We start from the raw sequence: 22,429 nt of genomic DNA on the forward strand, positions 1-22,429 counted from the left end.
TTTTCGGTATTTTGTAGGCCGGATAAGGCGTTTACGCCGCATCCGGCATAAACGATTACGCCGTTAACAGATTAGCAATCGTGCGTACACCCAGCCCTGTTGCGCCCGCAGACCACTGTTCAACCGGCGCTTTACGGTAAGTCGCCGAACAGTCGATATGCAACCAACCTTGCTGATAGTTCTCAACAAAGTGCGACAGGAAGCCCGCCGCCGTGCTTGCACCTGCCGGATACGCCGCGCTGCCGGTATTGTTCAGTTCAGCAAAGTTTGACGGCAACTGGCTGCGGTGGAATTCTGCCAACGGCAGACGCCAGAACGGTTCGTTCTCTTGTGAGGCACTCGCCAGCAAGCGAGCGGCAAGCGCATCGTCGAAACTGAACAGCGCGTGATAATCATTACCCAGCGCGGTTTTCGCCGCTCCGGTCAGGGTCGCGGCATCAATAATCAGTTCCGGTTTCTGCGCACTGGCGTCAATCAGGCCATCTGCCAGCACCAGGCGCCCTTCCGCATCGGTGTTCATTACTTCGACTTTTTTACCGTTGCGATAGGTAATGATATCGCCCAGCTTGAACGCGTTGCCGCTGATCAGGTTATCCGCACAACAGAGGAACAGTTTCACACGCTTGTTCAGACCACGCGTAATGGCAAATGCCAGTGCCCCAGAAACCGTTGCCGCACCGCCCATGTCTGACTTCATTGAGTCCATAAACGCGGTTTGTTTGATGCTGTAGCCACCGGAATCAAAGGTGATGCCCTTGCCTACCAGGCACGCGTACACCGGCGCTTCTTTATCGCCAGTCGGGTTGTAATCCAGCGCCAGCAATACCGGCGAACGTTCTGAACCGCGTCCGACGGTGTGCAGCCCCATATAGCCTTGTTCGCGTAGATCTTCGCCTTTGGTGATCCGATAAGTCACACGATCGCCTGCGACGTTGCTGATCAGATCAACAGCACGCTGTGCCAGTTGTGATGGCCCCAGTTCTTCCGCCGGTGCGTTGATGGTGTCACGCACCCAATCGATGATCATCAGGCGGTTATCCAGTTCCTGGCGTTGGGCATCGTCCAGATCCGGCCACTCTACTTTACGCGTGCCTTTCGGAGCTTTGTAACCTTGCCAGAATGCCCAACAACGATCCGCATCCCAGCCTTCACCGCTTAGCTGAACATGTTTGATGCCCAGACCGTCAATTTTGCGCGCTGCACGTTGGATAAGGCCCGGATCGTCAGCCCCGTTCAAATGCAGGGTAATGCCATCATTATTAATGCTGTAAGTCGCTTTTTCTCCCCAGCGCGCGTCGGCAGGTTGGGTAGAGAGGGTAATTTTCATCGCTTCTGTCATTTTAGTTATCCTTATTTGTTTAACAGCAAAACGGGCTACCCCAGGCAGCCCGTTTATTCACTCAGCTTCGTCCAGCCAGACTAACAAAATCGCTTCGAGGATTTTCTCGTTAGATGCCTGCGGGTCGTCGTCGAAATCTTCCAGCTCGCAAATCCACTGATGCATATCGGTGAATCGAACCGTTTTCGGGTCGAGATCGGGATACGCATCGTACAGTGCTTCGCCAATTTCGCGGCTATCGATCCACTTAAGTCCCATACTAACCTCTGTTAATGCTCACGCGCATGGTTGATAGTGTAACGCGGAATTTCGACCACTAAATCTTCGTCAGTGACACGCGCCTGGCAGCTTAAACGGCTTTCCGGCTCCAGTCCCCAGGCTTTGTCCAGCATGTCGTCTTCCTGCTCAGAACTTTCCGGCAGCGAGTCAAAACCTTCACGAACGATGCAGTGGCAGGTGGTGCAAGCGCAGGATTTTTCACAGGCGTGTTCAATCTCGATACCGTTACGCAACGCAGCATCAAGAATAGTTTCACCGCTATTCGCTTCCAGAACAGCGCCATCAGGGCAGAGATCCTGATGAGGCAAAATAACAATCTTTGGCATATTAAACCTCGTCCACGGAATGGCCTTTCAGCGCACGACGAACCGACTGGTCCATGCGGCGAGCGGCGAAATCCTGGGTTTGTTTGTCTACGTTTTTAATCGCTTGTTCGATGGCGTCAACGTCATCGCCCTGCGCCACTTCACTCAGGTGAGCGGCAGCATCGTCAATGACCTGACGCTCTGCGGCGCTTAACAGCGCGGCATCAGCAGCCAGCGCGCCGTTCAGGCTTTCCAGCACGCGCGCCGCTTCGACTTTTTGTTCTGCCAGCATACGGGCCTTTACGTCCTGCTCGGCATAGCTCATTGAGTCTTTGATCATCGAGGCGATTTCACTGTCGGTCAGACCATAAGACGGTTTGACCTGAATAGACGCCTCAACGCCGGTCGATTTCTCCATCGCCGTCACGCTTAAAAGACCGTCGGCATCGACCTGGAAAGTCACGCGAATATGCGCGCCGCCAGCCGGTAACGCCGGGATACCACGCAGCGCAAAACGCGCCAGTGAACGGCAGTCCTGCACCAGTTCACGCTCACCCTGCATCACATGGATAGACATCGCGGTCTGGCCATCTTTAAAGGTGGTGAAATCCTGTGCGCGAGCCACCGGAATAGTGGTATTACGCGGGATCACTTTCTCCACCAGGCCGCCCATGGTTTCAAGCCCCAGCGACAGTGGAATTACGTCGAGCAGCAGCATTTCGCTATCCGGCTTGTTACCCACCAGAATATCCGCCTGAATCGCCGCACCAATGGCGACGACTTTATCCGGATCGATGGAAGTCAGCGGCGGACGACCGAAAAATTCGCCTACCCGTTCACGCACCAGCGGCACGCGAGTAGAACCGCCAACCATCACCACTTCCAGCACTTCATCAGCTTCAACACCTGCATCTTTCAGTGCCCGACGACAGGCCAACAAGGTACGTTTTACCAGCGGTGCGATAAGTTCGTTGAATTGTTCACGGCTGATTTCGCCCTGCCAGCCCGCGACGTTAACGGTCACAGAGTCCGCATCGCTCAGCGCGATTTTGGCTGCAATGGCGGCATCCAGCAGTTCACGCTGAACGCGGTTATCGCTACGATCAGGAATGCCCGCTTGCTCGCGAATGTAATCCGCCAGCAGATGGTCGAAATCATCGCCGCCGAGCGCGGAATCACCGCCGGTCGCCAGCACTTCAAACACGCCGCGACTTAAGCGCAGAATGGAAATATCAAACGTCCCGCCGCCAAGGTCATAAACGGCGATCACGCCTTCCTGACCGGAATCCAGCCCGTAGGCGATAGCCGCAGCGGTCGGTTCGTTAAGTAAGCGCAGAACATGCAACCCTGCCAGACGCGCCGCGTCTTTGGTGCCCTGACGCTGGGCATCGTCAAAGTACGCCGGAACGGTGATAACTACACCATCCAGCTCGCCTGCCAGGGCTTCAGTTGCCCGCGCCGCCAGTGCTTTGAGGATGTCCGCAGAAACGCGCACCGGGTTCAGCAGCCCCGCCGCCGTTTCAATCATCGGCAGGCCGTTTTCGCTGGCCTGGAATTGATAAGGCAGATGTGGATAGCGTTGCTGGATATCAGCCAGCGAGCGCCCCATCAGGCGTTTAACAGAACTAATGGTGTTGGCGGTGTCACACGCTGCGTTAGTACGCGCGTCATAACCCACCGAATGCCCTTGCTGTTGATAGTGAACAACAGACGGCAGCAGGTGACGGCCTTCATGGTCGGCTAACGTTTCGGCCTGACCGCTGCGTACTGTCGCCACCAGCGAGTTGGTTGTGCCCAGGTCGATACCAGCCGCCAGACGACGCTGATGCGGCGCAGCACTCAAACCAGGTTCACTAATTTGTAATAAGGCCATGTTTAGCTTCCAGAAATTAAAAATCGAGCAGTTTTTCTTCGAGTTGTTCGGCACTGCTTCGCAGTTTATCGAGAAAACGCAGCTTACGCACGGTATCCGCCGCCGCGTCCCACGTCTCGTTGTCTAACTGTTCAACCATCAACTGATGGCGCGTATCAAACATCTTTTTAACGCGTTTGATAAAGCTTTCCAGCCGCGCTTCGTCTTTCGCCTGTTCGATCTCGTCCAGTTCTTCACGCAGTTCCAACTGTTCCATCAGGAACGCGGTGTCGCGCACAGTATGCTGCTCGCTGGCGAGATCAAAACCGTGCAATGAAAGCAGGTATTCTGCCCGCACCAATGGATGACGCAGCGTTTGCCATGCCTGGTTAATGGTTGCGGATTGCTGTACGGCGGCGAGTTGTTCCGCCTGGCTTCCGCTGGCGAATTTATCAGGATGATACTGACGTTGTAGATCCTGAAAACGCAGGCTCAGTGCCTGGGTATCGAGTTGATAACGGGCAGGCAAGCCAAAGAGGGTGAAGTAATCCATAACATTCTCAGGGCTGCGATCCGCCGCGATGGCGGCGAATCAGGTAAAACAAACCCCACGCGCAGGCGACCACGGTGGGGTTATCGGTATGCGCATCAGACGTGGAAGCTTTCGCCGCAACCACATTCATCTTTTACGTTCGGGTTGGTGAATTTAAACCCTTCGTTCAGGCCTTCTTTTACGAAGTCCAGTTGCGTACCGTCCAGAAATTGCAGGCTTTTGCCATCGACCACAACTTTCACGCCTTTGTCTTCAAACACGATGTCTTCCGGCGTCGGTTCGTCAACAAATTCCAGTACATAAGCCATACCTGAACACCCGGAGGTTCTCACGCCCAGACGCAGGCCAAACCCTTTACCACGGTTAGCCAGAAAGGTATTTACTCGCGCTGCTGCACTGTCGCTCAGTGTAATCGACATAACCAAACCTCAACTCTTATTTTGCTTCACGTTTGCTTTTATAGTCCGCAATGGCGGCTTTGATCGCGTCTTCTGCCAGAATAGAACAGTGAATTTTCACCGGTGGCAGTTCAAGTTCTTCTGCAATATCGGTGTTTTTGATCGCCTGTGCTTCGTCGAGAGACTTCCCTTTCACCCATTCGGTCACCAGGGAGCTGGAAGCGATAGCGGAACCGCAGCCATAAGTTTTAAAACGCGCGTCCTCAATGATACCTTCATCGTTGACTTTAATCTGCAACTTCATCACGTCGCCACAGGCCGGTGCACCCACCATGCCGCTGCCCACGTTCTCGTCGTTGTTGTCAAAGGAACCCACGTTACGCGGATTCTCGTAATGGTCGATAACTTTTTCGCTGTAAGCCATTATAAATTCTCCTGATTCCGATACCGATTAATGATGAGCCCATTCGATGCTGTTCAGATCCACGCCCTGTTTGTACATTTCCCACAGCGGAGAAAGGTCACGCAGACGACCGATGGATTTACGAACTAACTCGATGGTGTAGTCGATCTCTTCTTCAGTAGTAAAACGACCTAAAGAGAAACGGATAGAGCTATGTGCCAGCTCGTCGTTCAGCCCCAGCGCGCGCAGCACGTAGGACGGTTCGAGGCTTGCCGACGTACAGGCGGAACCTGAAGAAACCGCGAGGTCTTTCAGCGCCATAATCAGCGACTCACCTTCAACGTAGTTAAAGCTGACATTGAGAATGTTCGGCGCGCCGTGTTCCAGGTCACCGTTCAGGTAAACTTCTTCGATATCTTTGATGCCGTTCCACAGACGGTTACGCAGACCGCGCAGACGTTCCATCTCGGTCGCCATCTCTTCTTTTGCGATGCGATAGGCTTCGCCCATACCGACGATCTGATGAACAGGCAGTGTACCGGAACGCATACCACGCTCGTGACCACCGCCGTGCATTTGCGCTTCGATGCGTACGCGCGGTTTACGACGCACATACAGCGCACCGATACCTTTCGGGCCATAGATTTTGTGACCGGAGAATGACATCAGGTCAACTTTCAACTGGCTCAGGTCGATAGGCAGTTTGCCCACGCTCTGGGTTGCATCAACGTGATAGATAATGCCACGAGCACGGCACATTTCGCCGATAGCCGCGATATCCTGCACCACGCCGATTTCGTTATTTACGTGCATGATGGAAACGAGAATAGTGTCGTCACGCATCGCCGCTTCGAGTTCTTTCAGGTCGATAATACCGTTACGCTGCGGTGCCAGGTAGGTGACTTCGAAACCTTCGCGCTCCAGCTGACGACAAGTATCCAGTACCGCTTTATGTTCAGTTTTACTGGTGATGATGTGCTTGCCTTTTTTCTGATAAAAGTTGGCTGCACCTTTGATCGCCAGGTTGTCAGATTCGGTTGCACCAGAGGTAAAGACGATTTCACGCGGGTCAGCGCCGACCAGATCGGCAATCTGATTACGGGCGATATCTACGGCTTCTTCAGCCTGCCAGCCGAAACGGTGAGAACGGGAGGCCGGGTTACCAAAGGTTCCGTCCATCGTCATAAACTGCATCATTTTCTCGGCAACACGCGGGTCCACCGGCGTGGTTGCGGAGTAGTCGAGATAAATCGGTAATTTCATTGCTCTATAAACTCCGTACATCACTCAATGCAAGGAATCAGGCTACCGGCTGGATGTACGACCGTGTTTACGGAGCGCGATACGCCCCGGCCTGATTCTAATATCTTGTTATCTTTAACCTAACTGTTTCGGGTTTCAGCAAGTTGACAAACTTACGAATCTCCGGGAGCTTACATAAGTAAGTGACCGGAGTGAGTATGTGCAGTCAACGCAGATGCAACACGAAACAGGACGGTTAAATTAAGCGCGTAACTTAACGTCGATCGCGTCTTGTGTGCGGCTGCGTGGCGCGTCGTGAGTATGCTGACGACCAGACACATCCAGCACTTCCTGGTTATTAACCAGTTCGCCTAAAGTAATGTTGTTGAGAAAACCGGTGAGACGGTCGCTCAAATCACGCCACAGCGCGTGGGTCAGGCATTTATCGCCGCCCTGGCAGCCGCCTTTACCCTGACAACGGGTAGCATCTACAGATTCGTCAACGGCGCTAATCACTTCGCCAACGGCGATGCTGCTGGCATCTTTGCCTAACAGATAACCACCGCCTGGTCCACGTACGCTGGAAACCAGACCATTTTTACGCAGACGGGAAAACAGTTGTTCCAGATAAGAAAGGGAAATTCCCTGACGTTCGGAAATATCAGCCAACGGTACCGGGCCTGCTTCGGAGTTGAGCGCAACGTCCAGCATTGCGGTCACGGCATAGCGCCCTTTAGATGTCAGTCTCATGTCTTACTTCACCTCAAACTCGCCCCTGCCCGGGGTTTTTTATTGTAAAAGTGGGGGTATTGCATAGCAGGGTCAAGTCTGACATTCCCGAGTAATTTGGTCAACTATTTACTTGACTGATTTAGTCAGGTATTTAACCTTCAGTGCCATTTTACTATCGCGGTATTTGTACCCATTGTCGGATGCGGCGTGAACGCCTTATCCGACCTACGGTTCTGTACACTTCCAGGACTGATAAGACGCGTTAAACGTCGCATCAGGCGACGGCTGTTATTCGGCCTTGTTACCTTTATTCTGCTGCTCAATAGAAGCCAGAATCCCGCGCAGGATATTCAACTCCTGACTCTCCGGGCGCGCACGGGTAAACAGACGGCGCAGCTTATTCATCACCTGTCCCGGATGGTTTTCACGGATAAAACCAGTTGCCAACAGCGTTTGTTCCAGATGACCATAAAAACGCTCCAGATCATCGACCAGCGGATACGGCGTCTCTTCATGCTCAACTTGCTCACCGTTTTCCTGAGTCGCCAGCCAGGCCATACGCACTTCATAGGCGATAACCTGAACCGCCATCGCCAGGTTCAGCGAACTGTATTCCGGGTTCGCGGCAATGGCGACATGATAATGGCATTTCTGCAACTCTTCATTGGTCAAACCGACACGCTCGCGACCAAAAACCAGCGCCACCGGCGTATTTGCCGCTTCAGCGACGCTTTTCAGACCACATTCGCGCGGGTCGAGCATCGGCCACGGCAGCGTGCGGGAACGTGCGCTGGTGCCAACCACCAGGCTACAACCGGCTAACGCTTCGTCGAGCGTATCGACGATGTGAGCATTACCAATCACATCACTGGCACCCGCTGCCAGCGCGATGGCCTGAGAGTCAGGTTTCACCAGTGGATTAACCAACCACAGATTGGTTAATCCCATTGTTTTCATGGCACGGGCAACGGAACCCATATTGCCGGTGTGTGACGTCTCCACCAGCACAATTCGAATATTTTGCAGCATTGTCTTTCTTCGTCTAAAGATTATTTGCGCATCTTATCATAAAACGAAGACAGATGCCGATCTCGCTGCTATACTCTGCGCCGTTTTCCCGTTCTTTAACATCCAGTGAGAGAGACCGATGCATCCGATGCTGAACATCGCCGTGCGCGCAGCGCGCAAGGCGGGTAATTTAATTGCCAAAAACTATGAAACCCCGGACGCTGTAGAAGCGAGCCAGAAAGGCAGTAACGATTTCGTGACCAACGTAGATAAAGCTGCCGAAGCGGTGATTATCGACACGATTCGTAAATCTTACCCACAGCACACCATCATCACCGAAGAAAGCGGTGAACTTGAGGGTACTGATCAGGATGTTCAATGGGTTATCGATCCACTGGATGGCACCACCAACTTTATCAAACGTCTGCCGCACTTCGCGGTATCTATCGCTGTTCGTATCAAAGGCCGCACCGAAGTTGCTGTGGTTTATGATCCTATGCGTAACGAACTGTTCACCGCGACTCGCGGTCAGGGCGCACAGTTAAACGGCTATCGTCTGCGCGGCAGCACCGCTCGCGATCTCGACGGTACTATTCTGGCAACCGGCTTCCCTTTCAAAGCGAAACAGTACGCAACCACCTACATCAATATCGTTGGCAAACTGTTTAGCGAATGCGCTGACTTCCGTCGTACCGGTTCTGCGGCGCTGGATCTGGCTTACGTAGCCGCTGGTCGCGTTGACGGTTTCTTCGAAATTGGTCTGCGCCCGTGGGACTTCGCCGCAGGCGAACTGCTGGTTCGTGAAGCAGGCGGGATCGTTAGCGATTTCACCGGTGGTCATAACTACATGCTGACCGGTAACATCGTTGCAGGTAACCCGCGCGTAGTAAAAGCCATGCTGTCAAATATGCGTGACGAGTTAAGCGACGCTCTGAAGCGTTAATGACTCTGGCGGGTGGTATCACTCACCCGCCCTCGCCTTTCAGGCGCTATTCCGAAATACTTCCTCACCACTTTACTTTCTTTCGCCACTCTCCCACCATCTTTCGCCGATTAATGGATTATAAAGAAGTTGCAAGGAAAGGTTATGGCACTGCCCGTGAACAAACGCGTTCTCAAAATTCTGTTTATCCTCTTTGTTGTTGCCTTCTGTATTTATTTAGTACCACGCGTAGCCATCAACTTCTTCTATTATCCTGACGACAAAATTTACGGCCCTGAACCCTGGTCTGCAGAATCCGTCGAATTTACGGCTAAGGACGGTACTCGTCTGCAAGGCTGGTTTATCCCCTCTTCGACGGGTTCCGCTGACAACGCCATCGCAACCATCATTCATGCTCACGGCAATGCCGGAAACATGTCCGCCCACTGGCCGCTAGTCAGTTGGTTACCCGAGCGCAATTTCAATGTTTTTATGTTTGACTATCGCGGGTTTGGTAAATCAAAAGGCACGCCGTCCCAGGCTGGATTACTGGACGATACGCTAAGCGCCATCAGCGTGGTGCGCCATCGCAGTGATGTAAACCCACAACGGCTGGTGCTGTTCGGGCAGAGTATTGGCGGGGCAAATATTCTTGATGTTATTGGTCAGGGAGAACGTGAGGGCATACGTGCGGTGATCCTCGACTCCACGTTTGCCTCTTATTCGACCATCGCCAACCAAATGATCCCTGGCAGTGGCTATTTACTTGATGAGAGTTATAGCGGCGAAAATTACATCGCCAGCGTCAGCCCGATCCCGCTTTTACTGATTCACGGTAAAGCCGATCATGTTATCCCGTGGCAGCACAGTGAAAAATTGTATGGCCTGGCGAAAGAGCCAAAACGCCTGATTCTAATCCCTGACGGCGAACACATTGATGCCTTTTCGGAACGTCATGGTGATGTTTACCGCGAGCAGATGGTGGATTTTATCCTCAGTACATTGAATCCGGAAAATTAACCTCAAGAATAAAACAAGATAAAACAGCAATAAATCACATTAACACATGGTATTAAACTGATCATATCGGTTTAAATCGATAAAAATTCTGTGATGTCTGCCAGCATTTCTGATAATTAGCATTCCATTCACCATTTCCCTAAGCAAACTTTAGCTATTCTTATCAATTATGCTTATGGGAGATCTACAGATGATGCCTACACTTGCTCCACCATCTGTCCTTTCTGCTCCCCAGCGCCGCTGCCAGATCTTGCTGACACTATTTCAGCCGTGGTTGACCGCCACCACGGCCACTCTCAGCGAGCTTAATGGTGTGGATGATAATATTGCGGTTCGCGATATCAGCGAAACAGGACGGGAAATCCTCCGCTATCACCAGCTCACGCTCACCACTGGCTATGACGGTAGCTACCGGGTCGAAGGTACAGTACTTAACCAACGTTTATGTTTATTTCACTGGCTACGACGCGGTTTCCGTTTATGTCCATCATTCATCACTAACCGTTTCACTCCGGCCTTAAAGGAAGAACTGAAGCGCCGTGGGATTGCTCGTAACTTTTACGACGATACCAACCTACAAGCTTTAGTTAATCTCTGTGCACGACGGTTGCAAAAATGCTTTGAAGCACGTGATGTTCATTTTCTGTGCCTGTATCTGCAATATTGCCTGCTACAACATCACGCCGGGATCTCGCCACATTTTAACCCGCTGCAACGTCGATGGGCTGAGTCCTGTCTTGAGTTTCAGGTAGCACAGGAAATTGGTCGCCACTGGCAACGCCGGGCACGCCAGCCTGTTCCACCAGATGAACCGTTGTTTATGGCGTTGCTCTTTTCCATGTTGCAAGTTCCCAACCCGCTGCAGGATGCTCATCAGCGCGATCGGCAATTACGTCTGGCCATTGTTCGTTTGGTACAACGTTTTCGTGAGCAGGGAAATGTTCGTTTCTATGATGAACAGGGGTTATGCGATCAGCTTTATACTCATCTCGCTCAGGCATTACGTCGTAGTTTGTTTGCCATCGGTATTGATAACACCTTGCCAGAAGAGTTCAGCCGACTTTACCCACGCCTGGTTCGTACAACTCGCGCGGCGCTAACCGGGTTTGAAAATGAATACAATGTCCGTTTTTCCGATGAGGAAAGTGGCCTGGTAGCGGTGATTTTCGGCGCATGGCTGATGCAAGCAAATGAAATTAACGAAAAAAAGATTATTTTGTTGACGGGCAATGACAGTGAAAGAGAAGCGAATATTGAGCAGCAATTGCGCGAACTTACACTATTGCCACTCAATATTAAGCATATATCGGTGAAGACATTTTTACGAAATGGCGCCCCGAAAAATACGGTGCTGATTATTACCCCTTATACCATCCCTTTGCCGCTCTTTTCGCCGCCGCTGATTCATACGAATCAGATCCTGACCGCACACCAACAGGAGCAGATCCGTAAAATGCTGGAATAATCAGCATGAGGGAACTACTTTCGGGCGCAAAAAAATTGCCGGAAGCGCCACCAGCGCCATCACCCAAAACACGCCATGTCCGAGATATTGATACAGGAAACCGGCGAAAACGGTCATGATAGCGATACTGCCGCCCATCGCGACGGCAGAATAAACCGCCTGTAAACGGATAACCTCGCTTCCCTGACGAGCGGCAATGTAGCGCATGGCGGCCAGGTGGCACACGGTAAAGGTGCCGCAATGCAGAATTTGCACCACTATCAGCCACGGTAGCTCAGTGCTTGCCCCCATAATGCCCCAACGTACTACCCCGCAAATCGCCGAAATCAACAACATATCGCGGGCGCTACAGCGACGGAAAAGTTTGTTACTCAGCGCAAAGATAATGACTTCCGCCACCACACCAAGCGACCATAAATAGCCCACCGCCGAAGCCGAGTAACCCGCCGCCTGCCAGTATATGGCGCTAAAACCGTAATATGCTGCGTGCGCCCCCTGCAATAGACAAACGCAGGCCAGAAAGCGCCAGTTCTGGCGAACCAGCGCCAGCCAGGCCGGCCCCCCCGTGCTCTCCTGCTGGCGGCTCTCCCCTTCCGGTTGAATGGTCGGGCGAATCAGAAAACCAAGTAGCATGGATGCCACGCCCAGCGTCAACATCGCGAGAATCACCCGATAATCAAACACGCTGACCAGTTTGCCCGTCAGCGCCGAACCAATGACAAACGCCACTGAGCCCCAAAGTCGCACTTTGCCGTAATCAAGCGGAAACTGCTTTTGCCAGGTATTCGCCAGCGCGTCAGTTAACGGCACCAGCGGTGAGAAAAAGAGGTTAAAACCGACCATCACAAGCATCAGCCACGCCACATGTGCGCCAGCCCAGAAGGCGACGGCGAACAGCAGTGTCAACAACGCCAGTACACGAAGTGCAGAAATCAGGCGAGAAGGATCGCTGACGCGGGGCGCGATGAGCAAACTACCGAGAAAACGGGCAACCAGCCCTGCCCCCAACAACAGGCCGATAGTTTCTGGCGTTAAGCCAATCCCCTTAAGCCAGACGCTCCAGAAAGGTAGAAAAATACCGTAGCTAAAAAAGTATGTGAAATAACCGAGCGCCAGCCAGCGCGTGGATTGCAAAACCATGAGTCCCTCCCGTCAGGAGGCGTAAGTCTGAGGTTAATCGAATGTTGTTGCAAGTTGAAAAATAAGAAAATCAGGGCCACTTCCAGTACACCATTCTGGAAAAAATTATCGTTAATACCGCTAACAAAATATCACCTACAGAAAATGCGCTGGATGCTGACCTGGATAATTACCAAATTTCTCATCTGCTGAGGCGTGGCGAGGTGCGAGTGTGTGTATTACGTTTAAATCACATTATCTTGCAAAGGGATTGGTTATGAACACACTACGTTATTTTGATTTTGGCGCCGCCCGCCCCGTGTTGTTATTAATTGCTCGTATTGCCGTCATCTTAATTTTCATTATTTTTGGTTTTCCCAAAATGATGGGCTTTGACGGTACGGTACAATATATGGCCTCGCTGGGTGCGCCGATGCCAACGCTTGCGGCCCTTATTGCGGTAATTATGGAAGTGCCTGCCGCGATATTAATCGTGCTTGGCTTTTTCACCCGTCCGCTGGCGGTACTGTTTATTTTCTACACGCTGGGCACGGCGGTGATTGGTCACCATTACTGGGATATGACCGGAGATGCGGTCGGACCAAATATGATTAATTTCTGGAAGAATATCAGTATCGCTGGCGCATTCCTGCTGCTGGCAATTACCGGGCCGGGGGCAATTTCTCTCGATCGCCGTTAGGAAAGATGCCGGATGCGGCGTGAACGCCTTATCCGGCATTTTATAAATTACAGCAACGCCACCCGCAACGACATCGCTGAGGTTGTCGATTCCCCCGGTGCAAGCGCAATGAGGTCACCACCTTCCTGGCGATGATGGTCATCTGGCGCATGACTCATTGGTTCCAGACAGAAGAAATTAAACGCATAACCTTTATCAAACGCCGGGTCGGAAACAAAGATGAAATAGCATGGCGCGGGTGGCGTCGTTTCCATGATGATGGCGTAACCCTCCTGCGGCTGCTCAATGCGTGCCTGACCATTCCAGCCGGCAAAACCATTGTTCACCCACTGGCGCGGCAGCGGCGCGAGCTGGTTGAAATCCAGTTCCTGCGGTAACTGCGCACAAAACTCGCCCGCCAGCCACTGTTCCCGCTCCAGCCAATAACCGCTCGCCTGTGCCTGAATCCGCGTTTGCGGCGACAACGGAAAATAAGGATGCCAGCCCGTACCAAACGGCAAAGATTCTGCCCCTTGATTGGTGACAGAGAGCGTGACCGTCAATGCATCTGCCGTCAAATGAAACGCCTGACTTGCCCGATAGTGATAAACACCACTGCGATGTTCATACACCAGGCACAAGCTATCATCGCTGCGCGATGCGCATTGCCACTGACCCAGCCAACCATCGCCGTGCAGATAGTGCGCATCCCACTCAACATTCGGTTGCAGTTGATACTCACGCCCCTGCCAGACAAAACGGTTGCCGCTCACCCGGTTTGCAAACGGCACCAGCGGAAAACAGGAGGCATCAGTTGCCACACCGTTTTTTTTACCGGGACGTAGCAGTGGCGTCGTATCGCGCCAGAAACCTTCAATGACACCACCCTGGTCAGAAACGTCCAGCTTTAGCGCCCCGTGAGATAAGGTATAGATGGCCATTCGCTAACTCCTTAATCCGGGAAGTTAATCACGACTTTGCCGCATTTGCCGCTTGCCATCAGCGCATAGGCATCACCAGCCTGTTCCAGCGAGAAGCGGTGGGTAATGGCGTTACGCGGCCATAGTTTCCAGTCGGTCAAATCGTGGGCGCATTTTTCCATATGGAATAAACTGGTTACCCAGGAGCCAATAATCCGCCGTTGATGATGCATCAGGTCGGCGCTAACCTCGAACTCCACTTTTCCGGTTTCTCCGATGTAGACCACGCGTCCCCAGTCGGCAGTGGATTGCAATGCCAGCAAACGACCTGCGGCATTACCGGAACAATCGAGCGCAACATCTGCGCCGCCGTGGGTGAGTTCAGCAATAATCTGCGGCAGACCTTCGGTGGTTGCTAAATAACCATGATCCATCACGCCTAACTGTTTCGCCATCGCCAGACGTTCCAGCAGCATATCAACGCCGATGATCCGTTTCGCACCACGACCTTTCGCCAGCATCATCGCCATCATGCCGACAGGCCCCAGACCGACCACCAGCACGTTATCGCTGCCAGAGACTTCGCCGCGCAAGATCCCTTCATACGCCGTGCCAACGCCGCAACTGATAAACGCACCATCTTCGTAGCTCAACGCGTCCGGCAGGAGAATCAGGTCTTTTTCTTCCGCCAACAGATATTCGGCATGACCACCATCACGCTGCCAGCCGTAAGCGGCTTTTCCTTCGCCAGTACAAGAAATAGGAAAACCGCGACGGCAGTTCGGGCAAAAACCACAGCCAGAAATGTGATACACCAGCACACGGTCGCCCTCTTTAAAATGGCGGCAACCCTGCCCCATCGCTACAATCTGCCCGCACGGTTCATGACCGTTGATAAATCCCTGGTATAACGGTTTATCGGGCGCCGCCGCCGTGGCGCGGTGTTGATGATAGATATAGTGGACATCGCTCCCGCAAATTCCGGAGGATTTCATTTTGAGCAGTACCTGGTTAATCCCCGGCGTTGGCACCGCAACTTCCCGCAGATCGACGGTGGAATTTCCTGGTAAATAAGCTGCCAGCATCGTTTTCATAAATCCCTCATTAACAATACGATTAATTTTCATCCCTGCCGCACCCGCGCCAGGGGCGTTAAGGTTTAGCGTTTCGCTTTAGTGCTTCGCTGGGTCAGCAAGATATTCGCCAGCACCGCCACCACGATGATGACGCCGCGCACCACCTGCTGGAAAAAGGAGTTAATCCCGAGCAGCACCAGACCGTTACCGATTAGCGTAATCACCAGTACGCCAAGCAGCGTACCGAACAGCGAGCCACGACCGCCGGAAAGTGCCGTACCGCCGACCACGACCGCAGCAATGACATCAAACTCCAGACCGTTTGCGGCGCCTGCGTTACCGGAACCGAGGCGGGCTGCCAACAAAATCCCGGTGACTGCCGCCAATACTCCCGAAAGAGTAAAGATAAGAATGCGCACCCGACGAACGTTAATGCCGCACAACTGTGCCGCTGTGGCATTACCGCCAACAGCAAACACCGAGCGTCCGAAAGCGGTTTTACGGCTGATGAACACAAACAGCGCAAACAACACCATCATGATCAGCGCGGATACCGGCACGCCGAGAAATTGCCCGCCCAGCCAGTCCAGCACCTCGTTTTCGTCAATTGGCACGGGCAGGGCGTTCGTCATAAACAAGCCCATTCCGCGCAGGGCGCTCCACAGCCCCAGCGTGGCAACGAAACTTGGCACGTTAAACACGCCGCGTAGCACCCCGGCCAGCGTTCCCATCAGCGCGCCTAACAGCAACACCAGCAGACACGCCACCGCCAGCGGAACGTCAAATTGCAGCAAAAATGCCAGGCACACCGAGACAAAGGCCACCATTGGCCCAACGCTGACATCAATTTCACCGGAGATAATAATCAGCGTCATCGCCCAGGCGGCGATCCCGATGGTGGCGGCATCACGCAGCACGTTCATTTGGTTATTCAATGAGATAAAGCCAGGCGCGTTCAGGGAGAAGACCAGATAAAGAATGGCAATCACCACCAGCAAACCGATCTCATTAATATGGCGACTGACAAATTGTTTGAGCGAGACGCTCTTGCCCTGCGGCAATGGTAATGACGAAGCAGACATCTTCAGGTTCCTCGGTAAAATTCATCAGTGCACAGACAGAATGGCGGACATCAGCTCATCCACATTGACCGGCGAGTGAAACTCCTGCGAGAACGTACCGTGCTGTAATAACAAGATGCGGTCGCACACCAGCGGCAATTCCTCCACTTCACTGGAGATAAACACCACGCTTTTCCCTTCGGCGGCCAGCTCGCGGACAATCCGGTAGATCTGCTGTTTGGCTTCGATATCGACGCCGCGCGTTGGCTCGTCGAGCAATAAAATCTGGCTGGCGGCATAGACCCAACGACCAATCACCACTTTTTGCTGATTGCCGCCAGAAAGCGTGCCAATAGGCGTTTCGCTACTGGCAGCCTTGACCGTCATCCGCTGCATCACCTCTTCGGTCAGGCGACGGATGGTGGACCATTGCAGCACGCCGTTCGCGCTGATTTTTTGCCGATTGGTCAGCACCGTATTTTCATCAACGCCCAGCCAGGGAATGATCCCCGCTTCTTTGCGATTTTCTGGGGTATAGCCAATGCCGCGTTTCAGCATGTCACCGTAATCGGGGCGCGTGATTTTCTCGCCGTTGATAACAATTTCGCCCTGCTCATACGCTTCCAGCCCAACAATCGCTTTCAGCAACTCACTGCGCCCAGCCCCCAGCAGGCCAGCAATGCCAAGCACTTCGCCACGACGCAGGGAAAAACTGATCTCCGTAAGTTTGGGTCTGTGGCGTAACGCGCGGACTTCCAGCACGGCCTGCTCTGCAATGTCCTGAGCGACAACCGGCGCAATATCAACGTGATCGCGCCCGAGCATCAGCGACACAATATGACGCGTGGAGGTATTTTCGAGCATTACATCGCCCGCCACCTGACCATCGCGCATGACTGTGGCACAGGAAGCGATGCGGCGAATTTCTTCCATCCGGTGGCTGACATAAATCACCGCCACGCCCAGTGCCGACATCTTTTTCACGGCGCTGATCACCAGTTCAACTTCCGCACTGGCAAGTGAACTGGTAGGTTCATCAAGAATGACCACGCGCGGCTCGCCCTTCATCACCCGCGCAATTTCCACCAGTTGCTTTTGCGCCGGGCTTAGCGTTGAAACAAGTTGTTCAGGGCTAACATCAACACCCAGCGCCTGTAAGCAACGTTGGGCATCCTGCGCCATTTGCGGATAATCAATCATGCCGTTGCGGCGGGGCCACTGACCGAGACAGAGGTTTTCCGCCACCGTCAGCCCTTCCACCAGACTTAATTCCTGATAAACCGCACGTACCCCCAGTTCAGCGGCACGGCGAGTCAGCGTAGCTTCGTCACCTGCCAGTCGCGTCTCGCCAATCCAGATATCACCGCTGTCCGGACGTTCGCTGCCGGTAAGCATTCGAATGAGGGTCGATTTGCCCGCGCCGTTTTTACCTAACAACGCGCGAACTTCGCCTTTATTGAGCGTGAAGTTAACGTTATCCAACGCAACGACGCCGGGATAACGCTTATTTCCTGCCACCATTTTTGCTACCGGAACTGCCTCTGTTGCCGTGAACATAGGAACCTCTGCGAATCAGCTATTAGGGCAGACCATCAACGTGCGTTGCCAGCCACTGTTTACCGTCTTCCGTTTTGGTATAGAGGTCGATAGGCACCTGAATCACTTTTTCACCGTCGGCTTGTTTATTGATAACTTTCAATGTTTGCGCGAAAACAGCATTGCCCATTTTCTTACCGGAAATATCCACCACCGCTTTCAGCACCTGGTTGTTTTCCAGTTCCTGAGCAATTTCAGTGGTCATATCCGAACCGAAAACAGCAATTTTTCCGGTCTGATTTTGATTACGTACCGCTTTTACCGCACCGAGTGTCGCACCGCCCGATTCCCCCATAATGGCGTTGAGATCCGGCGTGGAGATAATCAGTTTTTCACCAACGGAAATCGCTTTATCTAAAACAGTCCCTTCCTGATTAGCGACAATTTGTGCGCCGGGAACCCGGGCTTTTAATACTTCTTCAAATCCTTTACGACGTTGCACACAAACTTCAAAGGCTTCGCAATTGATGACGGCAATTTTTGGCTGGTCAATTTTATTGGCAATAAAATAATCGGCGGCAGCGTTACCCAGTTTTTTACCAAATTCCAGCGGATCACCGACCAGATACGCCGAGACATATTTATCGACACCTTTTTGATTAATACAGGTGTTGTAGCAAATCACCGGAATACCCGCCTCACTGGCGCGACGAACGGTGCGACTGCTGCCATTTTCAGAAACAGCAGACAAAATAATGGCATCGACATTACGCGCCACAAGCGTATCAACAAATGTACTTTCTTTCGAAATATCGCCCTGGGCGTTAGTTTCTATTAACTGAACCTGTACTGAAGAATCTTTTGCTGCATCCTGAACACCCTGACGCACACCGGCATAATATCCCTGAGTATCAAGATATATTGCGCCAATGGTCATTTCTTTTTCCGCAGCCCTGGCAAATAGGGCGCTACCTAATAGCGTAGCCATTAAAATTATATTACGGGTTGTTCTCATTTTTTTAGGCATAGAGCCTCCTGTAGGGTTTTTATTTACAACAGCTTATTTTAATTATTTAGTGATGAGCGGCAGCGCGTGCCGCTCAAAGATTACAGTTAATAGGGTTTAGTGAACGTAGTTAAAAATAAAAGGCATCACGGTAGTGAATAATGCTGCTTTCGGCCAGGCCGGATTAATCGCCGTCAATTCAGCGCGAACAGATTCATATTGCGCAATCTCCCCTAATCCCGCTGCCGCCAGCATCGCCACCATCAGGCATTTTTCTTTATGCTGCTGTTGTAAATCGCCATACAGCGACAATAAATCAGGTTGTGAAACAGCGAAGAAATCCGCTTCGATACTGGTTTTCGCCATCTCTTGCGCCCACTGTTTCATTTCAGTAAACAGTTGCTGTGCAGTTTGCTTTTCACCCAGCAGTCGCAGCGCCATCCCTTGCCAGAAGAGATAATCAACTGGCTGATCGTTGTAATAACTGTGGATATTGATGGTGCGATCGCCGGTCGCCGCCAGGCGTAAACAACACGTCGCCTCAACTTCATCACCCTGTGCTTTGGCGCATACTGCCTGCCAGAACCAGATGTCGTTATCAGTCTGCCCCGGTAGTCGGCCTTCGCTCAAATTCTCCGGATAATGCAGCGCGGCATGAAGCAGTTCGCTGGCCTGCTGCGGCTCTCTGGCATCAAGATGTTGCCAGGCGCGTAACAACTGGTTGAGGATAAACTGACTGGTCACCTTCCCTTCCCCGCCTTCCCACGGGTGGAATTTGCGCGTGGCGAGAATGTCCGCCGCTTTGTTTGCCTGACCGGTGAGATGCCACAAATTGAGCAGTTCTGCGGTCATGTCGTCGCGTTTCAGGGCAATTGCCAGATTATTTTCCAGACGCGCCAGCCGTTTCTCCGGTGCGGCTCCGATTAACTTATCCAGCAAATCCCGTTCGAAAAGCAGACGTGCATCCTGCGGCGCAAGTTGATAAGCATTATCAAGATAACGGGCGGCCTGTTCATAATCATGCTGCTTATTCCACGCATGGATCGCTAACCCGCGCCAGCCGTCGGCAAACTCCGGCGTCATCTCTACGCAACGTTGCCATAACGCTATCGCTTTGCCATAACTGCACTTGTTGTAGTGGAAACAGGCCAGTAAATGACGGGCGAACCAGCACTCTTCAATACTCTCCAGTGCCGCGACTTCTTCCAGCGTATTAGGGAAACGAACAAACTTCGGGAACACGTCAATGGCTTTCGCAATCAATTCGCCGCGCTCAGCTTTCGGCAACAAACTGGCTTGCAGATAAAGCGGCAGCGTTCGCTGGCAGTCCAGAGCGTTCAGCATCTCTGCCGCCAGAGCGGGCATTCCCCAGTTAATCAGTTGCCCGGCGGTCATCAGGGCGTTAACGTCACGCCCCTGACACAGACCACGCCACTGCGTGAGGGCAGACTCGGTACGACCATCGAACCAGTTCAGCCACCACAAGGTGGTGTTCAGCGGGTAATCGCGCAGCAGTTTCTCACGCTGTAAACGCGCATTGTCCTGACGACCGCTTAACACCAGCAGCAGATTATGGAGGCACAGCACTTGTTGATTGGTTGGGCAGGCGCGCAGACTTTGTTGGCAAAAATCCAGCCCTGCATCGAAGTTGCCATTACGCGCCGCCAGCCGTGCCAGACCGTAATAGCCCCCCGCTTTACTGTTGCCGCTCCAGACCGCTCGCCAGAAATCCTCTTCGGCTTGTTGATATTGTCCCTGACGCTCATACGCACTGGCGCGGATCAAACTGGCTTGCCCACACTGCGGGTTTTTGTTCAGCGCATGTGCGCGTTTCAGCGCCTGAGTGGCATACGCCACCGCTTGCAGGAAATCGGCACGGTTATATTCCAGCATCGCCAGCGCCAGGTTACAGCGATAATCCAGCGGGTCCAGCGCCACGCCGCGCAGGTAGTAATCGAACGGTGAACGGCTGGCGTGATGATATTGCTCCAGATGCTGACCGATAAACCAGGCTTCATCTGTACTGGTAATGCCTTGTGCTGCCAGTGGTGCTTTGGCGACGTCCGGCAGCGGCAACTCTTGTGGCTGATGTTCCTGATAACTCAGTACAATATTGCCATCCGCATCGGAAAGTTCGATGGTCATTCTGTCCGGATCAATACCGTGCAACACACCCTGGATGGCGGTCGCTGGCGTCAGGGCAACGGCATCATCAAGTAACGCTTCGCGCTTGCCTATTTCACGGATCGCCAGTCGGTATCCGTTCAACGGGGAGATGGCATACAGCCCCCACTCAATCCCCCGCTCGCTACGCTGTAATTTAATTACCGCATCGCGGGAGGCGTTTTGCACCATGCCCAGAGAATGGTAAGGCAGGAAATACTGCTCAAAACGCTTCTCTTCGTAAGCATCAAGCCAGGTAAAATCGGGCTGGTTATCGGCAAAAATGCCGGTCATCAGCTCGATATACGGACCGTTATTGTCGGTCAGACTCTTATCCCATGCCTGACCAAATTCACTGTGTCCCCAGCTCCACTGTTTTTTACCCGGCGCAATGTGGTGGTTGGCAACGTGTAATAAACCGCCATCTTCATCGTGACACCACGCACCAACAAAATCGTACTGCGATTTTTCTGCCATATATGAGGTAGGAACAGGCACGTTTTTATAACGCGAAATGTCCACGCCGGCGGAGTAGTCCACTTTGTAGTAGGTGCCGGTGGCGATGGGAAAAGCAGACACTGCCCGTTTGCCGTGATCAAACACCGCAGTCACATCGGGCGGGAAAACGCTCTGATGCCCTTCCCCCCCTTTCACTGCCGGGTTGGCCCACCACAAGAAATGACGCGGCGTGGCGTTGCCGTTATAGACGCGGCTGGCGATTTCCAGCGCCGCACGGTCAGGGCGCAGCGTGAAGCCGGTCATCACCTGTAGACCGTGCATCGGCTCCGTTTCGCCAACCCATACAGTCTGTGCGCCGTCTTCATGGGCTTCAATGGTGAAATCGACGGGCATAAAGGTCGTCGGGCGATGATGTTGCGGCCAGTTAAACTCAATCCCGCCGGAAATCCACGGCCCTAGCAGCCCCACCAGCGCAGGTTTAATGACTTCATTGTGATAGACAAAATCGCGCTGTTTCACTTTATCCCACGCGCGATGCACCCGACCGCCCAGCTCCGGCAGGATCATCACTTTGATGTAGTCGTTTTCCAGCCACACTGCCTGCCAGGATTTCAGGGTTTTCTGCTCATTCAACGTATCGGTCACGCCGTAGGGATAAACCGCGCCGGACGATCCCTGATAAACGCGATTTTCCAGGAACATGGGATGTATATCCTGCGGCCCGGTTTCATAGGTCGGGATCTCAACGCGCTCTTGCCACACTTTTACTGGAGTCATGGTGCCCTCAATATTAACAAGACATACTGAATTAAAAGATTTGTGGCAGTGTATTGAACAATCTGGCAATGTTTTCGCGGAATAATCACGCAATTAACTAAACAAGGTTTAGTGA

General features: G+C 52.7%; 21 protein-coding genes. 4 read left to right on the forward strand and 17 right to left on the reverse strand.

All coding sequences use genetic code 11. The annotated features are described in order from the left end of the window. Positions 1-55: 55 nt before the first annotated feature. The 10 genes from pepB to trmJ all read right to left on the reverse strand — a co-directional run bounded on the left by pepB (position 56) and on the right by trmJ (position 8,132). Positions 56-1,339, reverse strand: coding sequence for an aminopeptidase PepB (pepB, locus tag RGV86_RS06695; protein WP_032225961.1), 1,284 nt, complete (start codon positions 1,337-1,339; stop codon positions 56-58). Positions 1,340-1,396: 57 nt separating this feature from the next. Continuing rightward, on the reverse strand, positions 1,397-1,597 hold the full coding sequence (iscX, locus tag RGV86_RS06700; RefSeq protein ID WP_085461016.1) for a Fe-S cluster assembly protein IscX: 201 nt from the start codon (positions 1,595-1,597) through the stop codon (positions 1,397-1,399). Positions 1,598-1,608: 11 nt separating this feature from the next. Then, complete coding sequence (gene fdx / locus RGV86_RS06705; protein ID WP_001124469.1) at positions 1,609-1,944, reverse strand: ISC system 2Fe-2S type ferredoxin; 336 nt, start codon at positions 1,942-1,944, stop codon at positions 1,609-1,611. A gap of 1 nt (position 1,945) precedes the next feature. After that, positions 1,946-3,796 carry a Fe-S protein assembly chaperone HscA gene (gene hscA, locus RGV86_RS06710; RefSeq protein WP_001196584.1) on the reverse strand — a complete coding sequence of 617 codons (1,851 nt, stop codon included), beginning with the start codon at positions 3,794-3,796 and terminating at the stop codon, positions 1,946-1,948. A gap of 16 nt (positions 3,797-3,812) precedes the next feature. Continuing rightward, positions 3,813-4,328, reverse strand: coding sequence for a co-chaperone HscB (gene hscB / locus RGV86_RS06715; RefSeq protein ID WP_085461017.1), 516 nt, complete (start codon positions 4,326-4,328; stop codon positions 3,813-3,815). A 95-nt stretch (positions 4,329-4,423) separates the two neighbouring features. After that, the gene (gene iscA / locus RGV86_RS06720; protein WP_000028953.1) at positions 4,424-4,747 is read right to left on the reverse strand and encodes an iron-sulfur cluster assembly protein IscA; all 324 of its coding nucleotides are present in this window, start codon (positions 4,745-4,747) and stop codon (positions 4,424-4,426) included. Positions 4,748-4,763: 16 nt separating this feature from the next. Continuing rightward, on the reverse strand, positions 4,764-5,150 hold the full coding sequence (gene iscU, locus RGV86_RS06725; RefSeq protein WP_000331707.1) for a Fe-S cluster assembly scaffold IscU: 387 nt from the start codon (positions 5,148-5,150) through the stop codon (positions 4,764-4,766). A gap of 27 nt (positions 5,151-5,177) precedes the next feature. Then, positions 5,178-6,392, reverse strand: a complete 1,215-nt coding sequence (gene iscS, locus RGV86_RS06730) for a cysteine desulfurase (RefSeq protein WP_001295373.1) — start codon at positions 6,390-6,392, stop codon at positions 5,178-5,180. Positions 6,393-6,632: 240 nt separating this feature from the next. Then, positions 6,633-7,121, reverse strand: a complete 489-nt coding sequence (gene iscR / locus RGV86_RS06735; RefSeq protein ID WP_001241355.1) for a Fe-S cluster assembly transcriptional regulator IscR — start codon at positions 7,119-7,121, stop codon at positions 6,633-6,635. A 270-nt stretch (positions 7,122-7,391) separates the two neighbouring features. Beyond that, positions 7,392-8,132: a tRNA (cytosine(32)/uridine(32)-2'-O)-methyltransferase TrmJ gene (gene trmJ, locus RGV86_RS06740; RefSeq protein ID WP_000940019.1), complete on the reverse strand. Its 741-nt coding sequence runs from the start codon at positions 8,130-8,132 to the stop codon at positions 7,392-7,394. Positions 8,133-8,250: 118 nt separating this feature from the next. Here trmJ and suhB point away from each other — a divergent pair, with 118 nt between their 5' ends. From suhB to csiE, 3 genes are all read left to right on the forward strand, one after another. After that, positions 8,251-9,054, forward strand: a complete 804-nt coding sequence (suhB, locus tag RGV86_RS06745; RefSeq protein ID WP_000553455.1) for an inositol-1-monophosphatase — start codon at positions 8,251-8,253, stop codon at positions 9,052-9,054. A gap of 144 nt (positions 9,055-9,198) precedes the next feature. Then, on the forward strand, positions 9,199-10,053 hold the full coding sequence (locus RGV86_RS06750; protein WP_085461018.1) for an alpha/beta hydrolase: 855 nt from the start codon (positions 9,199-9,201) through the stop codon (positions 10,051-10,053). 190 nt (positions 10,054-10,243) lie between these two features. Next, entirely contained in the window at positions 10,244-11,518 is a 1,275-nt protein-coding gene (gene csiE, locus RGV86_RS06755) for a stationary phase inducible protein CsiE (RefSeq protein WP_000983033.1), read from the forward strand. Here csiE and RGV86_RS06760 read toward each other — a convergent pair whose 3' ends face one another. Continuing rightward, positions 11,519-12,658 (reverse strand): 3-phenylpropionate MFS transporter, encoded by a 1,140-nt coding sequence (locus RGV86_RS06760; RefSeq protein ID WP_000244206.1) that lies wholly within the window; start codon positions 12,656-12,658, stop codon positions 11,519-11,521. Positions 12,659-12,914: 256 nt separating this feature from the next. On the opposite strand from RGV86_RS06760, the gene RGV86_RS06765 reads away from it, so the two are divergent. Beyond that, positions 12,915-13,337 (forward strand): DoxX family protein, encoded by a 423-nt coding sequence (locus RGV86_RS06765; protein ID WP_085461019.1) that lies wholly within the window; start codon positions 12,915-12,917, stop codon positions 13,335-13,337. Between the two features lie 47 nt (positions 13,338-13,384). Here RGV86_RS06765 and RGV86_RS06770 read toward each other — a convergent pair whose 3' ends face one another. The 6 genes from RGV86_RS06770 to RGV86_RS06795 form a co-directional block, all read right to left on the reverse strand. Continuing rightward, a complete protein-coding gene (locus RGV86_RS06770; RefSeq protein ID WP_085461020.1) occupies positions 13,385-14,257 on the reverse strand; it encodes an aldose 1-epimerase in 873 nt (290 codons plus the stop codon). A gap of 11 nt (positions 14,258-14,268) precedes the next feature. Beyond that, the gene (locus RGV86_RS06775) at positions 14,269-15,363 is read right to left on the reverse strand and encodes a zinc-dependent alcohol dehydrogenase family protein (RefSeq protein WP_179143915.1); all 1,095 of its coding nucleotides are present in this window, start codon (positions 15,361-15,363) and stop codon (positions 14,269-14,271) included. Positions 15,364-15,395: 32 nt separating this feature from the next. Continuing rightward, on the reverse strand, positions 15,396-16,394 hold the full coding sequence (locus RGV86_RS06780) for an ABC transporter permease (RefSeq protein WP_001276660.1): 999 nt from the start codon (positions 16,392-16,394) through the stop codon (positions 15,396-15,398). A 24-nt stretch (positions 16,395-16,418) separates the two neighbouring features. Continuing rightward, on the reverse strand, positions 16,419-17,930 hold the full coding sequence (locus RGV86_RS06785) for a sugar ABC transporter ATP-binding protein (protein ID WP_000493438.1): 1,512 nt from the start codon (positions 17,928-17,930) through the stop codon (positions 16,419-16,421). A 22-nt stretch (positions 17,931-17,952) separates the two neighbouring features. Next, the gene (locus RGV86_RS06790) at positions 17,953-18,936 is read right to left on the reverse strand and encodes a substrate-binding domain-containing protein (protein WP_001124876.1); all 984 of its coding nucleotides are present in this window, start codon (positions 18,934-18,936) and stop codon (positions 17,953-17,955) included. 96 nt (positions 18,937-19,032) lie between these two features. Further along, entirely contained in the window at positions 19,033-22,314 is a 3,282-nt protein-coding gene (locus RGV86_RS06795; protein ID WP_085461021.1) for a tetratricopeptide repeat protein, read from the reverse strand. Positions 22,315-22,429 lie beyond the last annotated feature (115 nt).

Origin of the sequence: Escherichia ruysiae (assembly GCF_031323975.1) — a bacterium.
GTDB classification, from domain to species: Bacteria; Pseudomonadota; Gammaproteobacteria; order Enterobacterales; family Enterobacteriaceae; genus Escherichia; species Escherichia ruysiae.

Bases quoted from the DNA above. Each gene is read 5' to 3' on its own strand.
- iscU (WP_000331707.1), bottom strand. From the start codon at position 5,150: ATGGCTTACAGCGAAAAAGTTATCGACCATTACGAGAATCCGCGTAAC.
- RGV86_RS06775 (WP_179143915.1), bottom strand. From the start codon at position 15,363: ATGAAAATTAATCGTATTGTTAATGAGGGATTTATGAAAACGATGCTG.
- trmJ (WP_000940019.1), bottom strand. From the start codon at position 8,132: ATGCTGCAAAATATTCGAATTGTGCTGGTGGAGACGTCACACACCGGC.
- iscA (WP_000028953.1), bottom strand. From the start codon at position 4,747: ATGTCGATTACACTGAGCGACAGTGCAGCAGCGCGAGTAAATACCTTT.
- RGV86_RS06750 (WP_085461018.1), top strand. From the start codon at position 9,199: ATGGCACTGCCCGTGAACAAACGCGTTCTCAAAATTCTGTTTATCCTC.
- iscR (WP_001241355.1), bottom strand. From the start codon at position 7,121: ATGAGACTGACATCTAAAGGGCGCTATGCCGTGACCGCAATGCTGGAC.
- RGV86_RS06780 (WP_001276660.1), bottom strand. From the start codon at position 16,394: ATGTCTGCTTCGTCATTACCATTGCCGCAGGGCAAGAGCGTCTCGCTC.
- iscX (WP_085461016.1), bottom strand. From the start codon at position 1,597: ATGGGACTTAAGTGGATCGATAGCCGCGAAATTGGCGAAGCACTGTAC.
- hscA (WP_001196584.1), bottom strand. From the start codon at position 3,796: ATGGCCTTATTACAAATTAGTGAACCTGGTTTGAGTGCTGCGCCGCAT.
- fdx (WP_001124469.1), bottom strand. From the start codon at position 1,944: ATGCCAAAGATTGTTATTTTGCCTCATCAGGATCTCTGCCCTGATGGC.
- iscS (WP_001295373.1), bottom strand. From the start codon at position 6,392: ATGAAATTACCGATTTATCTCGACTACTCCGCAACCACGCCGGTGGAC.
- RGV86_RS06785 (WP_000493438.1), bottom strand. From the start codon at position 17,930: ATGTTCACGGCAACAGAGGCAGTTCCGGTAGCAAAAATGGTGGCAGGA.
- RGV86_RS06770 (WP_085461020.1), bottom strand. From the start codon at position 14,257: ATGGCCATCTATACCTTATCTCACGGGGCGCTAAAGCTGGACGTTTCT.
- suhB (WP_000553455.1), top strand. From the start codon at position 8,251: ATGCATCCGATGCTGAACATCGCCGTGCGCGCAGCGCGCAAGGCGGGT.
- RGV86_RS06760 (WP_000244206.1), bottom strand. From the start codon at position 12,658: ATGGTTTTGCAATCCACGCGCTGGCTGGCGCTCGGTTATTTCACATAC.
- RGV86_RS06765 (WP_085461019.1), top strand. From the start codon at position 12,915: ATGAACACACTACGTTATTTTGATTTTGGCGCCGCCCGCCCCGTGTTG.
- csiE (WP_000983033.1), top strand. From the start codon at position 10,244: ATGATGCCTACACTTGCTCCACCATCTGTCCTTTCTGCTCCCCAGCGC.
- hscB (WP_085461017.1), bottom strand. From the start codon at position 4,328: ATGGATTACTTCACCCTCTTTGGCTTGCCTGCCCGTTATCAACTCGAT.
- RGV86_RS06795 (WP_085461021.1), bottom strand. From the start codon at position 22,314: ATGACTCCAGTAAAAGTGTGGCAAGAGCGCGTTGAGATCCCGACCTAT.
- RGV86_RS06790 (WP_001124876.1), bottom strand. From the start codon at position 18,936: ATGCCTAAAAAAATGAGAACAACCCGTAATATAATTTTAATGGCTACG.
- pepB (WP_032225961.1), bottom strand. From the start codon at position 1,339: ATGACAGAAGCGATGAAAATTACCCTCTCTACCCAACCTGCCGACGCG.